The sequence below is a fragment of the Pseudomonas koreensis genome (assembly GCF_025447595.1).
GTDB classification, from domain to species: domain Bacteria; phylum Pseudomonadota; class Gammaproteobacteria; order Pseudomonadales; family Pseudomonadaceae; genus Aquipseudomonas; species Aquipseudomonas koreensis_H.
Genome location: NZ_JAOEJU010000036.1, coordinates 1 through 14261 on the forward strand (window position 1 = coordinate 1; position 14261 = coordinate 14261).

The following is a 14261-nucleotide window of genomic DNA, read 5'->3' on the forward strand; positions in this document are numbered from 1 at the left end:
AGATGTGTATAAGAGACAGGAGCGAGCTTGCTCGCGAAGGCGATCTGACAGGCAATAAAAATCCCCCGGACTGCAAAGTGCCGGGGGATTTTTTTGTCTGCGGAAAACTAGCGCTGGTGCACCAGCGCGCCTGCCGCATAGGTCTGAGCCACGGTACGGTCATCGCCCAGCGTCATCAGTACAAACAACGCCTCGGCAATGTTGTTGGCCTGCTTCAAGCGGTAGCTCAACAGTGGCGTGGCGTTGTAGTCCAGCACCAGGAAGTCGGCGTCGGAGCCCGGTTGCAGGTTGCCGATCTTGTCTTCCAGACGCAGTGCCCGCGCACCGCCGAGGGTGGCGAGGTACAGCGACTTGAACGGGCTCAGGCGCGCACCTTGCAGCTGCATCACCTTGTAGGCTTCGTTCAGGGTCTGCAGCAGCGAGAAACTGGTGCCGCCGCCGACGTCAGTCCCCAGGCCGACGTTCAGTTTGTGCTTCTCGGCCATCGGCAGGTTGAACAGTCCGCTGCCGAGGAAGAAGTTCGAGGTCGGGCAGAACGAGATCGCCGAGCCGGTTTCCGCCAGGCGCGCGCATTCGTCGTCGCACAGGTGCACGCCGTGGGCGAATACCGAGCGCTCGCCGAGCAATTGATAGTGGTCGTAGACGTCCAGGTAGCCCTTGCGCTCCGGGAACAGCTCCTTGACCCATTCGATTTCCTTGAGGTTTTCGCTGATGTGGGTCTGCATGTACAGATCCGGGTATTCAGTCAGCAACTGGCCGGCGAGGGTCAGTTGCTCCGGGGTACTGGTCGGGGCGAAGCGCGGGGTCACGGCGTAATGCAGACGCCCCTTGCCGTGCCAGCGCTCGATCAGCGCCTTGCTTTCTACATAGCTGGATTCAGCGGTATCGGTCAGATAGTCCGGCGCATTGCGGTCCATCATCACCTTGCCGGCGATCATCCGCAGGTCCAGCTTCTCGGCGGCTTCGAAGAACGAGTTCACCGATTGCGGATGCACGCTGCCGAACACCAGCGCGGTGGTGGTGCCGTTGCGCAGCAGTTCCTTGATGAAAATGTCCGCCACTTCATCGGCGTGGGCCTTGTCGGCGAACTGGCTTTCGCACGGGAAGGTGTAGGTGTTCAGCCAGTCCAGCAGTTGCTCGCCGTAGGCGCCGACCATGCCGGTTTGCGGCAGGTGGATGTGGGTGTCGATGAAGCCCGGGGTGATCAGCGCATCCTTGTGATGCGTGATCTCGATGTCCGCCGGCAGGGTCGGCAGCAGTTCGCTGGCGTGGCCCAGGGCGCTGATCTTGCCGTCATCGACCACCAGCAGGCCGTCCTCGAAATACTCGTAGGAGGCTTCGATGCCGACCTCGGCGGGGTCGGCAATGCTGTGCAGGATGGCGGCGCGGTAGGCTTTGCGAGTCAGAGGCATGAGGGTTCTCTAATCAGTTTGAGGCTTTGAGTGTGGCGGCCTGACTGCGGCGCGAAACCGGCAGCAGTTTGGCAATCGGTTCGGCACTGGCAGTGTGCTGGCCGAAATTGGCGTTATAGGTGGCGATGATCTCGCCGGCGATGGAGATGGCGATTTCCACAGGCAACTTGCCTTTGACTTCACCGATGCCCATCGGGCAGCGCATGCGTTGCACGACACTGGCGTCGAAACCACGATCACGCAGACGATGTTCGAACTTGGCCCGTTTGGTCTTCGAGCCGATCAGGCCGAACCAGATGAAGTCGTTGCGCTTGAGGATCGCGGCGGTGAGTTCCAGATCCAGCTGATGATTGTGGGTCATGACGATGCAGTAGCTGCCGGCGGGCAGGTCGTCGATTTCATCCACAGGCTCCTCGGCGACGATTTTGCGCACGCCGTGGGGAATCTGCTCGGGGAATTCCTCTTCCCGGGAATCGATCCAGCGCACCCGGCAGGGCAGGCTGGCGAGCAAGGGTACCAGCGCGCGGCCCACATGACCGGCGCCGAACACGGCGATCTGCGCCTGCACCTGGCCCATCGGTTCGAACAGCAGCACCGTGGCGCCACCGCAGCACTGGCCCAGACTTGCACCGAGGCTGAAGCGCTCCAGATGGGTGTCCTGCTTGCCGCTGGCGAGCATCTCGCGGGCGATCTGCATGGCTTTGTATTCCAGATGCCCGCCACCAATGGTGTCGAACGTCTGGCGGGCGCTGACGACCATTTTCGAGCCGGCATTGCGCGGCGTCGAGCCGAGCTCTTCGATGATCGTCACCAGAACGCAGGGTTCGCCCTGATTCTGCAGGTCGGCGAGGGCGTCGATCCAGTTGTACATGTTCACCTCGACATCTGTCGTTGTCTGTTCGGGCCTCTTCGCGAGCAAGCTCGCTCCCACAGGGGAATGCATTCCAAATGTGGGAGCGAGCCTGCTCGCGATGGCCGCGCCTCGGTCCTTAAAGCGGGGCCAACTCGGTTTCAGCTTCGACGGCTTTCACCGCCTTGAGCTGACGCATCTGCTCGCAGCCCCACAACACCCGCTCCGGGGTCGCCGGCGCATCGATCTTTGGCTGATGCTGGTAGTCGCCAAGGCTGGCTACCGCATCCTTGATCGCGCACCACGCGGCGATGCCGAGCATGAATGGCGGCTCACCGACAGCCTTGGAGTGGAACACGGTGTCCTCCGGGTTCTTGCGGTTTTCCACCAGTTTCACCCGCAGGTCCAACGGCATGTCCGCCACGGCCGGGATCTTGTAGCTGGCCGGGCCGTTGGTCATCAGCTTGCCCTTGTTGTTCCAGACCAGTTCTTCCATGGTCAGCCAGCCCATGCCCTGTACGAAACCGCCCTCGACCTGACCGATGTCGATGGCCGGGTTCAGCGAGGCGCCGACGTCGTGGAGGATGTCGGTACGCAGCATCTTGTACTCGCCGGTCAGGGTGTCGACGATCACTTCGCAGCACGCCGCGCCGAAGGCGAAGTAGTAGAACGGCCGGCCCCGGGCCTGACTGCGGTCGTAGTAGATTTTCGGGGTCTTGTAGAACCCGGTGCTCGACAGCGACACCTGGTTGAAATACGCCAGTTGAATCAGCGCTTCGAAGGTCAGGATGTGGTCACGAACCCGCACGTGGCCGTTGTGGAATTCCACGTCTTCTTCGCTGACCTTGTAGTGCCGCGCGGCGAATTCGACCAGGCGCTGCTTGATGATCTCGGCGGCATTCTGTGCGGCTTTACCGTTGAGGTCAGCACCGCTGGAAGCCGCGGTCGGCGAGGTGTTCGGCACCTTGTCGGTGTTGGTCGCGGTGATCTGCACGCGGTCCATTTCCACCTGGAACACTTCGGCCACGACCTGCGCGACTTTGGTGTTCAGACCCTGGCCCATTTCCGTGCCGCCGTGGTTCAGGTGGATGCTGCCGTCGGTGTAGACGTGCACCAAGGCACCTGCCTGGTTGAGGAAGCTGGCAGTGAAGGAAATGCCGAATTTCACCGGGGTCAGCGCCAGGCCCTTTTTCAGGATCGGGCTGTTGGCGTTGTAGCGACGGATCGCTTCGCGGCGCTCGGCGTACTGGCTGCTTTCTTCCAGTTCGGCGGTCATCTCTTCGAGCATGTTGTGCTCGACGGTCTGGTAGTAGTGAGTGACGTTGCGCTCGGTCTTGCCGTAGTAGTTGGCCTTGCGCACGGCCAGCGGATCGAGGTTCAAATGACGGGCGATGGCGTCCATCACTTCTTCGATTGCGACCATCCCTTGCGGGCCACCGAAACCACGGTACGCGGTGTTCGACGCGGTGTTGGTCTTGCAGCGGTGACCGTTGATGGTCGCATCGCCCAAGTAGTACGAGTTGTCCGAGTGGAACATCGCGCGGTCGACGATCGAGGCCGACAGGTCAGGCGAGCAGCCGCAGTTGCCGGCCAGATCCATCGCAATCCCGTGCAGGCGTCCGGTGCTGTCGAAGCCGACGTCGTACTCGACATAGAACGGGTGACGTTTGCCGGTCATCAGCATGTCTTCGACCCGTGGCAGGCGCATCTTGGTCGGCTGACCGGTGAGGTGCGCGATCACTGCGCATAGGCAGGCCGGGCTGGCAGCCTGGGTTTCCTTGCCGCCGAAACCACCGCCCATGCGACGCATGTCGACCACGATTTTATTCATCGACACGTCGAGAACTTCGGCCACCAGTTTCTGCACTTCGGTGGGGTTTTGGGTCGAGCAGTAGACGATCATGCCGCCGTCTTCGGTCGGCATCACCGAGGAGATCTGGGTCTCCAGATAAAAGTGTTCCTGGCCGCCGATGTGCAGCGTGCCCTGAATGCGATGTTCAGCCGTGGCCAGTGCGGTGGTCGAATCGCCGCGCTGATGGGTGTGGCTGTCGAGCACGAAGTGGCGTTTGCGCAGGGCTTCGACCACGTCCAGCACTGGTTCCAGATCTTCGTATTCGATGATCGCGGCCATCGCAGCTTTACGTGCGGTTTCCAGATCCTTGGCGGCCACGGCCAGCACCGGTTGACCGACGAACTGCACGTCATCGATGGCCAGCAGCGGATCGCCCGGCATCAATGGGCCGATGTCTTTCAGGCCTGGCACGTCTTCGTGGGTGATGGCGATGCGCACGCCTTCGAAGGCGTAGCAGGGCTGGGTGTCGATGCTGATGATTTTCGCGTGGGCGCGATCCGACAGCCGCGCGTAAACGTGCAACTGGTTGGGGAATTCCAGACGATCATCGATGTACTGCGCTTCACCGGACACATGCTTGGCGGCGCTGTCGTGCTTGACGCTGCGGCCGACGCCGGTGGTCAGGTCCTTGGCGAACAGTTCGGCCAGTTCAGCTTGCGTTTTCTCTACGCCGTGATGGTTAGACATAAGCGGTCACCCGAGTCTCGATGTGCGGTGTTTGCAGTTCGATGAAGTATTTGCGCAGCAGGTTCTGCGCGCTGAGCAGGCGGTATTCCTTGCTGGCGCGGAAGTCCGAGAGCGGGGTGAAATCCTCGCCCAGCGCGGTGCAGGCACGTTCGACCACAGCGTTGTTGAACGGCTGGCCGAGCAGCACGGCTTCGCAATGAGCGGCGCGTTTCGGGATCGCGGCCATGCCGCCGAAGGCGACGCGGGCGTCGGTGATCACACCGTTCTCGACGCGCAGATTGAACGCGGCGCAGACGGCAGAAATGTCATCGTCCAGACGCTTGGAGACTTTGTAGGCGCGGAAACGCTGCTCGGCCGTGGCACGAGGCACGATGATTTTTTCGATGAACTCGCTTTCCTGACGCGCGGTGACCCGGTAATCGATGAAGTAATCCTCGAGGGCCAGCGTGCGGCGGGTCTCGCCCTTGCACAGCACGATCTGCGCGCCGAGGGCGATCAGGAGGGGCGGCGAGTCGCCGATCGGCGAGGCGTTGCCGATGTTGCCGCCGAGGGTGCCCTGGTTGCGGATCTGCAGGGAGGCGAAGCGGTGCAGCAGCTCGCCGAAGTCCGGGTACTCGGCGTTCAGCGCTTCGTAGCAGTCGGAGAGGGCAGTCGCAGCGCCGATTTCGATGCGATCTTCGAAGTGCTCGATGCGCTTCATTTCGGCGACGTTGCCGACGTAGATCATCACCGGCAGGGTGCGGTGGAACTGGGTGACTTCCAGCGCCAGGTCGGTACCGCCCGCCAGCAGTCGGGCTTGTGGATAAGCGTCATAGAGATCGGCCAGATCGGCTACGGTCAGGGGCACCAGGCAGCGTTTGTCGCCGCTGTTGAGTTCGCCGATATCGGTCGGAGCAATGGCCTTGAGGCGAGCGATGGTTTCGGCTTCACGGGCGTCGAACTGATCCGGTTGCTTGCCGCAGCAGGATTGCTCGGCGGCGGCCAGGATCGGCCGGTAGCCGGTGCAGCGGCAGAGGTTGCCGGCCAGCGCTTCGTGGGCCTTGGCATGATCCGGTGCATCGCTGTTCTTTTGCAGGGCGAACAGCGACATCACGAAACCGGGGGTGCAGAAACCGCACTGCGAACCGTGGCACTCGACCATGGCTTTCTGCACGCTGTGCAGTTCGCCCTTGTGCTTGAGGTCTTCGACGCTGATCAATTGCTTGCCGTGCAGCGACGAAACGAACGTCAGGCACGAGTTGAGGCTGCGATAGCGAATGTGCTCGCGGCCATCGTCATCCGTCTGCAATTCGCCGACCACCACCGTGCACGCGCCGCAGTCACCGCTGGCGCAGCCTTCTTTGGTGCCGGATTTACCCACGTGTTCGCGCAGGTAGTTGAGCACAGTCAGGTTCGGGTCCAGGGCGTGCTCGCTACGGAGTTCCTGGTTAAGTAAAAACTGGATCACGGAAGGCCTCGCAGACTCATTATTGTTGTTGAGCGACTTGAGCCGAATTTAGCAGGTCTGACTTTTCGGTCAATGGTTTTCTGACTTAAAGGTCAGGAAAAACCGTTTTGTCGCTCAACCACGTGTCTCTTCAGTATTGACCCTCATTGGATCAAGCGCTTTTTTGCGGGATTCGTGCCAAAAACCGCTGTGCGGGCACTCCGCCATGACCGCGCATTGCGCTACACTGCGCCGCTTGTGCAGATCGAAGAGTTTGAAGGACAACCATGACGTTCAAGGCGCCGGACAGCCTCGCCGAGCAAATCGCTCACCACCTCGCCGAACGGATCATTCGCGGCGAAATGAAGCCGGGAGAGCGTATCCAGGAACAGAAGGTCACGCTGGCGCTGAACGTCAGCCGCGGCTCGGTCCGCGAAGCCTTGCTGATCCTCGAGCGCCGTCACCTGATTGCGATCCTGCCGCGCCGCGGCGCCCACGTCACTGAGCTTACGGCGCACAAGGTGCAGAGCCTGTGCACGCTGATGAGCGAGCTGTACATCCTGCTCGGCAACGCAGTGGCCAATGGCTGGCAAGTCCAGTCCGACATGGCGCCGTTCGTGCAGATCCAGCAGCGCCTGACCGCCAGCTACGAGCGTCAGGACATCCGCACCTTCGTCGACGACAGTTTCAACGTGATGCGCGCTGCGTATCCGTTCGCCAACAACCCGTACCTGCAGGAAACCGTCGAAAACCTGCAACCGGCCATGAGCCGTGCGTACTTCCTCGCGCTGGAGCAGCGCAAGGCCGAGATGAGCGAGTTCCTCGAACTGTTCGAACGCCTGCTCGCCGCCGTCCTCGCCCGTGACCTGCCGCAGATCCGCATCGTGCTGACGGCTTACGCCCAGCGCAGCTGCGATCTGGTGGTGTCCGCCCTGACGGTTGCCTGACCTTGCGGCTCAAGTGCATCAAGCTGGCGGGGTTCAAATCCTTCGTCGATCCGACCACGGTGAACTTCCCCAGTAACATGGCGGCAGTCGTCGGGCCGAACGGTTGCGGCAAGTCGAATATCATCGACGCCGTGCGCTGGGTGATGGGCGAAAGCTCGGCGAAAAACCTGCGTGGCGAGTCGATGACCGACGTCATCTTCAACGGCTCGACCAGCCGCAAACCGGTGAGCCAGGCGAGCATCGAACTGGTGTTCGACAACTCCGACGGCACGCTGCTGGGGGAGTGGGCGGCGTACGCGGAGATTTCGATCCGCCGCAAAGTGACCCGCGACAGCCAGACGACTTATTACCTCAACGGCGCCAAATGCCGTCGTCGCGACATCACCGACATCTTCCTCGGCACCGGCCTCGGCCCGCGCAGCTACTCGATCATCGAGCAGGGGATGATCTCCAAGCTGATCGAGTCCAAGCCCGAAGACCTGCGTAACTTCATCGAAGAAGCTGCCGGCATCTCCAAGTACAAGGAGCGTCGGCGCGAGACCGAAAACCGCATCCGCCGCACTCACGAAAACCTTGCCCGCCTGACCGACCTGCGCGAAGAGCTCGAACGCCAGCTCGAACGCCTGCACCGTCAGGCCGAGGCCGCCAAGAAGTATCAGGAATATAAAGCCGAAGAACGCCAGCTCAAGGCGCAGCTGTCGGCCCTGCGCTGGCAGGATCTGAACGATCAGGTCGGTCAGCGTGAATCGATCATCGGCAACCAGGAAATCAGCTTCGAAGCGCTGGTCGCCGAGCAGCGCAACGCCGACGCCGCCATTGAACGCCTGCGCGACGGTCACCATGACCTGTCCGAGCGCTTCAATCTGGTGCAGGGGCGCTTCTATTCGGTCGGCGGCGACATCGCCCGGGTCGAGCAGAGCATCCAGCACGGTCAGCAGCGTTTGCGTCAGTTGCAGGACGATCTGAAAGAAGCCGAGCGCGCGCGCCTGGAGACCGAATCGCACCTGGGCCACGACCGCACCTTGCTGCTGACCCTCGGCGAAGAGCTCGATCAACTGACCCCCGAGCAGGAAATCACCAACGCCGCCGCCGAAGAAGCCGCCGCTGCGCTGGAGGATTCCGAAACCGTCATGCACGGCTGGCAGGAGCAGTGGGACGCCTTCAACCTGACCGCCGCCGAACCGCGCCGTCAGGCCGAAGTGCAGCAGTCGCGCATCCAGCAGCTGGAAACCAGCATGGAGCGTCTGGCCGATCGGCAAAAACGTCTGGGCGAAGAGCGGGCGCTGCTGTCGGCCGACCCCGAAGACGCGGCGATCATGGAGCTCAGCGAACAGCTCGCCGAGTCCGAAGCGACCCTTGAAGATTTGCAGACCAGCGAAGAAGCCCAGGTCGAAAAGCTTGAGCAACTGCGCCAGGAATTGCAGCAGGCGTTGACCGCGCAGCAGCAGGCGCAGGGCGATTTGCAGCGCCTCAATGGCCGACTCGCATCCCTCGAAGCCTTGCAGCAGGCTGCGCTCGATCCGGGCACCGGCACTGCCGAATGGCTGAAAGAACACAACCTCGCCGAACGCCCGCGTCTGGCCGAAGGCCTGAAGGTCGAGGCCGGTTGGGAGCTGGCGGTGGAAACCGTGCTCGGCGCCGACCTGCAAGCGGTGCTGGTGGATGATTTCGACGGCTTCGATCTGTCCGGTTTCGCCCAGGGCGATCTGCGTTTGCTCAGCCCCGGCAATGACGGCGTGCGCGTGGCCGGCAGCCTGCTGGACAAGGTCGAGGCGCAGGTGGATCTGTCGCCATGGCTGGCTCAGGTCAAACCGGTCGACAGCCTTGAGCAGGCACTGGCTTTGCGTGGCCAACTGGCTGCCGGGCAGAGCCTGATCAGTCGCGACGGCTACTGGGTCGGTCGGCACTTCCTGCGGGTACGCCGCGCCAGCGAGGCCGAAAGCGGCATGCTTGCGCGCGGTCAGGAAATCGAATCGCTGCATGCTGAACGCGAAGAGCGCGAAGCCACGGTCGAGGCCATGGAAACCCGTTTGCAAACCCTGCGCGCGCAACAGCGTCAGCAGGAAAACGGTCGCGAACATCTACGTCGCTTGCTGCAAGACGAAGCCCGTCAGCAAGGCGAACTGAAAGCTCAACTGTCCGCCGGCAAAGCCAAGGCCGAGCAGTTGAATCTGCGTCGTACCCGTCTCGACGAAGAGCTGGTCGAGCTCGCCGAACAGCGCGAACTGGAACACGAAAACATCGGCGAAGCGCGGATCCAGTTGCAGGACGCCCTCGACGCCATGGCTCTCGACACCGAGCAGCGCGAATTGCTGCTGGCCCAGCGCGACAGCCTGCGCGAACGCCTGGATCGCGTGCGTCAGGAAGCCCGCCAGCACAAGGATCACGCCCATCAATTGGCCGTGCGTCTGGGTTCGCTGCGCGCGCAACACGATTCGACCCGTCAGGCCCTTGAGCGTCTGGAAATGCAGGCCGAGCGTCTCACTGAAAAACGTGAACAGCTCAGCCTGAATCTGGAGGAGGGCGAGGCGCCGCTGGAAGAGCTGCGTCTGAAACTCGAAGAATTGCTCGACAAGCGCATGAGCGTCGACGACGAACTCAAGACCGCACAGATAGCGTTGGAAGACGCCGACCGCGAACTGCGTGAAGCAGAAAAACGCCGGACCCAGGCCGAGCAGCAATCACAATTGATCCGTGGTCAGCTCGAACAGCAGCGCATGGAATGGCAAGCGCTGACCGTGCGCCGCAAGGCCCTGCAGGATCAACTGCTGGAAGACGGCTACGATCTGCACGGCGTGCTCAACACCCTGACTGCCGAGGCCAGCGAGAAGGCCGCCGAAGAGGAACTTGAACGCATCGCCGCGCGCATTCAGCGCCTGGGCGCGATCAACCTCGCGGCGATCGATGAATACACGCAACAATCCGAGCGTAAACGTTATCTGGATGCCCAGGACGCCGATCTGGTCGAAGCCCTGGAGACCCTGGAAAACGTCATCCGCAAGATCGACAAGGAAACCCGTAACCGTTTCAAAGATACCTTTGATCAGATCAATGGCGGTTTACAGGCGCTTTTCCCGAAAGTTTTCGGTGGTGGACGCGCGTATTTGGAACTGACGGGCGAAGATCTACTCGATACAGGGGTGACGATCATGGCGCAGCCGCCCGGGAAGAAGAACAGCACCATCCATTTGCTCTCCGGCGGCGAAAAAGCCCTGACGGCACTGGCACTGGTTTTTGCGATCTTCAAATTGAATCCGGCGCCGTTCTGCATGCTCGATGAAGTTGACGCACCACTGGATGACGCTAACGTTGGACGCTACGCACGATTGGTCAAAGAGATGTCGCAGACCGTGCAGTTCATCTATATCACCCACAACAAGATCGCCATGGAAATGGCTGACCAGTTGATGGGCGTGACGATGCACGAGCCGGGTTGTTCGCGACTGGTAGCCGTGGATGTCGAGGAGGCGATGGCGATGGTGGATGCCTGAGCCGGCGCTGTCGGAAAAGGTATTTGTAGTCTGTAGGACATATTTACCGGCTTCGACTTGCTGGCCAATCGACATAATCGCGCAAGCCAATGAGACAGACGGTGTAAAGTTGTCTTTGGTCGTGCTAGTTTAATGTCAATTTTTCGTATACGTGGGCAAAACGCCTGTCAGAACATAGAGTTGGCGCCACGTTTTAAAGCGGTTTGCACAGTGTAAACCCCTTATTTTTCAGCATTTTTTATAGAGGCACGGGATTACATGGAAATCGGTCTGCGCGAGTGGCTGATCGTCATCGGCATCATTGTGATAGCCGGTATTCTTTTCGATGGCTGGCGCCGTATGCGCGGCGGCAAGGGAAAACTGAAATTCCGTCTTGACCGAAGTCTGTCCAACCTGCCGGACGAGGACACCAGCGCTGAGCTGTTGGGCCCGGCCCGCGTGCTGGATACCCATAAAGAGCCGCAACTGGACGAACACGATCTGCCATCGGTGAGCATGCCGGCCCGCGAAGCACGCGAGCCTCGCGAATCCGGTTCCAAGCGCGGCAAGCGTGGCAGCAACGGTCCGGCCCAGGGCGACCTGAACCTCGATCTTGATCTGGACGGCGGTCCGAGCTTCAGCAGCCGCGACGATGATTTCGTCGAGCCTGTCGCCAAGTCGTCGCCGGCGGTTGCCGATAAAGATCAGCCGCAAGCCGAAGAGGTATTGGTGATCAGCGTGATCTGCCGCGACCCGGCCGGCTTCAAGGGCCCGGCACTGCTGCAGAATATTCTGGAAAGCGGTCTGCGTTTCGGCGAGATGGATATTTTCCACCGTCACGAAAGCATGGCCGGCAACGGTGAAGTGCTGTTCTCCATGGCCAACGCGGTCAAGCCGGGCATCTTCGATCTGGACGACATCGACCATTTCAGCACCCCGGCGGTGAGCTTCTTCCTCGGCCTGCCAGGCCCGCGTCATCCGAAGCAGGCTTTCGACGTGATGGTGGCGGCAGCCCGCAAGCTGTCCCAGGAACTGAACGGCGAGTTGAAAGATGACCAGCGCAGCGTCCTGACCGCGCAGACCATCGAGCACTACCGTCAGCGCATCGTCGAATTCGAACGCCGCGCCCTGACCCAGAAGCGTTGATTGAAAAGGTTGCCTCGCAATAAAGGGGCAATCGGCAAAATAGATTGAGCAGCCTCGGCTGCTCTTTTGCTTTATGAGAGAACACCCATGACTGCCGCCAAAGACCGCATTCTAGAGCTGCGTGCTGAGCTCGATCAGCACAACTACCGTTATCACGTCCTCGATGAGCCGAGCATTCCGGATGCCGAGTACGACCGGTTGTTCCACGAGCTCAAGGCGCTGGAAGCGGCCAACCCGGAACTGATCACCAGCGACTCGCCGACCCAGCGCGTCGGCAGCGTGGCGCTGACCGCATTCACCCAGGTGCGTCACGAAGTGCCGATGCTCAGCCTCGGTAACGCCTTTGAAGAAGCCGACATGCGTGAGTTCGACCGTCGGGTGACCGAAGGTCTGGACCTGCCGGCCGGTGATCTGTTCGGCGGTGGCGCGGCGGTGGAATACAGCTGCGAACCGAAACTCGATGGCCTGGCGGTCAGCCTGCTGTATCAGGACGGCGTGCTGGTGCGCGGCGCCACGCGCGGCGACGGCACCACTGGCGAAGACATCAGCGTCAACGTGCGCACGGTACGCAACATTCCGTTGAAGCTGCACGGCACGGGCTGGCCGGCGACCCTGGAAGTACGCGGCGAAGTGTTCATGTCCAAGGCTGGTTTCGAACGCCTGAACGCCTCGCAACTGGAAGTCGGTGGCAAGACCTTCGCCAACCCGCGCAACGCCGCCGCCGGCAGCTTGCGCCAGCTGGATTCGAAGATCACCGCCAACCGTCCGCTGGAATTCTGCTGCTACGGCATCGGCCAGGTCTCTCACGATATTTCCGACACCCACATCGGCAACCTCAAGCAACTGCAAGCCTGGGGCATGCCGATCAGCCACGAATTGAAACTGGCCAAGGGTATCGGCGAATGCCTGGATTACTACCGCGATATCGGCGAACGCCGTAACTCGCTGGCCTATGAAATCGACGGTGTGGTGTTCAAGGTCAACAGCGTTGCCGACCAGCGCGAACTGGGCTTCCGCGCCCGGGAACCGCGCTGGGCCATCGCTCACAAATTCCCGGCGATGGAAGAGCTTACCGAACTGCTCGATGTGGAATTCCAGGTCGGCCGTACTGGTGCCGTCACCCCTGTGGCGCGGTTGAAACCGGTCAAGGTTGCCGGTGTCACCGTGGCCAACGCCACGCTGCACAACATGGACGAAGTCGCCCGGCTGGGTCTGATGATCGGCGATACGGTGATCATTCGCCGCGCTGGCGATGTGATCCCGCAAGTGGTGCAAGTGGTCATGGAGCGCCGCCCTGAAGACGCGCGGCCGGTGCAGATTCCCGAGAACTGCCCGGTTTGTGGCTCCCACGTCGAACGCACGCAACTGGTCAAGCGCAGCAAGGGCAAGGAAACCATCAGTGAAGGCGCGGTGTATCGCTGCGTCGGTCGACTGGCCTGCGGTGCGCAGCTCAAGCAGGCGATCATTCACTTTGTCTCGCGCCGCGCGATGGACATCGAAGGCCTCGGCGACAAGAGTGTCGAGCAGTTGGTCGATGAGGGTCTGGTCAGCTCGCCGGCCGATCTTTACGCGTTGAAGTTCGACGACATCGTCGACCTCGAAGGCTTTGCCGAGGTGTCGAGCAACAAGTTGCTGGCCGCCATCGAGGACAGCAAGAAGCCAGGTCTGGCACGCTTCATCTATGCGCTGGGCATCCCGGATGTCGGCGAGGAGACGGCCAAGGTGCTGGCCCGCTCGCTGGGGTCGCTGGAGCGTGTTCAGCAAGCCTTGCCGCAAGTGCTGACGTACTTGCCGGACATCGGCCTGGAAGTGGCGCACGAGATTCACAGCTTCTTTCAAGATGCGCACAACCAGCAGGTGATCATCGAGCTGCTGGGCCACGGCTTGCAGATTCAGGATCAGGGCGAGCTGGGCGCCGAGTTTGCCGCCAGCACCACGCTGGGCGGCTTCCTCGACAAGCTGCACATTCCTTCGGTCGGGCCGGGCGGGGCGCAGAAGCTGGCAGACAAGTTCGAATCGCTGGAAGGGGTGATGAACGCTGACTGGCTGGACATGCGCCAAGCATTGCCGGAGAAGCAGGCCAACTCGGTTCGCGAGTTTTTTGCCTTGCCCGAGCATCGTCAACTGGCTGAAGACGCCGAGAAGCAACTGCGCGATTTCGGCATGCACTGGCAAAGCGAAAAGAAAGTCGTCGAAGGCCTGCCGTTGGCCGGCGAAACCTGGGTGCTGACCGGCAAGGTCGAGCTGATGAGCCGCGACGTCGCCAAGGAACACCTGGAAAGCCTCGGCGCCAAGGTTGCCGGCTCCGTGTCGGCCAAGACCCATTGCGTGGTCGCCGGGCCGGGCGCCGGGTCGAAACTGACCAAGGCCAACGAACTGGGCGTGAAGGTGATGGACGAAGAGGCGTTTATCGCGTTCCTCAACGGACACGGTATCAGCGCTTAACCGATGATCGTTCCCACGCAGAGCGT

Annotated in this window: 8 protein-coding genes; 4 read left to right on the forward strand and 4 right to left on the reverse strand. The window is 61.4% G+C overall.

Annotated features, from left to right (window positions below; all coding sequences use genetic code 11):
- Positions 1-107 precede the first annotated feature (107 nt).
- From guaD to xdhA, 4 genes are all read right to left on the reverse strand, one after another.
- A complete protein-coding gene (gene guaD, locus N8H71_RS27475; RefSeq protein WP_262196398.1) occupies positions 108-1412 on the reverse strand; it encodes a guanine deaminase in 1305 nt (434 codons plus the stop codon).
- Positions 1413-1425: 13 nt separating this feature from the next.
- Positions 1426-2283, reverse strand: a complete 858-nt coding sequence (gene xdhC / locus N8H71_RS27480; RefSeq protein WP_262196399.1) for a xanthine dehydrogenase accessory protein XdhC — start codon at positions 2281-2283, stop codon at positions 1426-1428.
- Between the two features lie 118 nt (positions 2284-2401).
- Positions 2402-4801 (reverse strand): xanthine dehydrogenase molybdopterin binding subunit, encoded by a 2400-nt coding sequence (gene xdhB / locus N8H71_RS27485; protein WP_262196400.1) that lies wholly within the window; start codon positions 4799-4801, stop codon positions 2402-2404.
- Positions 4794-6248 carry a xanthine dehydrogenase small subunit gene (gene xdhA, locus N8H71_RS27490; RefSeq protein ID WP_262196401.1) on the reverse strand — a complete coding sequence of 485 codons (1455 nt, stop codon included), beginning with the start codon at positions 6246-6248 and terminating at the stop codon, positions 4794-4796. Before xdhA ends, xdhB begins: the two co-directional genes overlap by 8 nt.
- A 266-nt stretch (positions 6249-6514) precedes the next feature.
- On the opposite strand from xdhA, the gene N8H71_RS27495 reads away from it, so the two are divergent.
- From N8H71_RS27495 to ligA, 4 genes are all read left to right on the forward strand, one after another.
- Positions 6515-7174 (forward strand): GntR family transcriptional regulator, encoded by a 660-nt coding sequence (locus N8H71_RS27495; RefSeq protein ID WP_007952019.1) that lies wholly within the window; start codon positions 6515-6517, stop codon positions 7172-7174.
- Positions 7175-7176: 2 nt separating this feature from the next.
- Positions 7177-10665, forward strand: coding sequence for a chromosome segregation protein SMC (gene smc, locus N8H71_RS27500; protein WP_262196402.1), 3489 nt, complete (start codon positions 7177-7179; stop codon positions 10663-10665).
- A gap of 258 nt (positions 10666-10923) precedes the next feature.
- Positions 10924-11790: a cell division protein ZipA gene (zipA, locus tag N8H71_RS27505; RefSeq protein ID WP_102686952.1), complete on the forward strand. Its 867-nt coding sequence runs from the start codon at positions 10924-10926 to the stop codon at positions 11788-11790.
- An 87-nt stretch (positions 11791-11877) separates the two neighbouring features.
- Positions 11878-14235, forward strand: a complete 2358-nt coding sequence (gene ligA, locus N8H71_RS27510) for an NAD-dependent DNA ligase LigA (protein ID WP_262196403.1) — start codon at positions 11878-11880, stop codon at positions 14233-14235.
- Positions 14236-14261 lie beyond the last annotated feature (26 nt).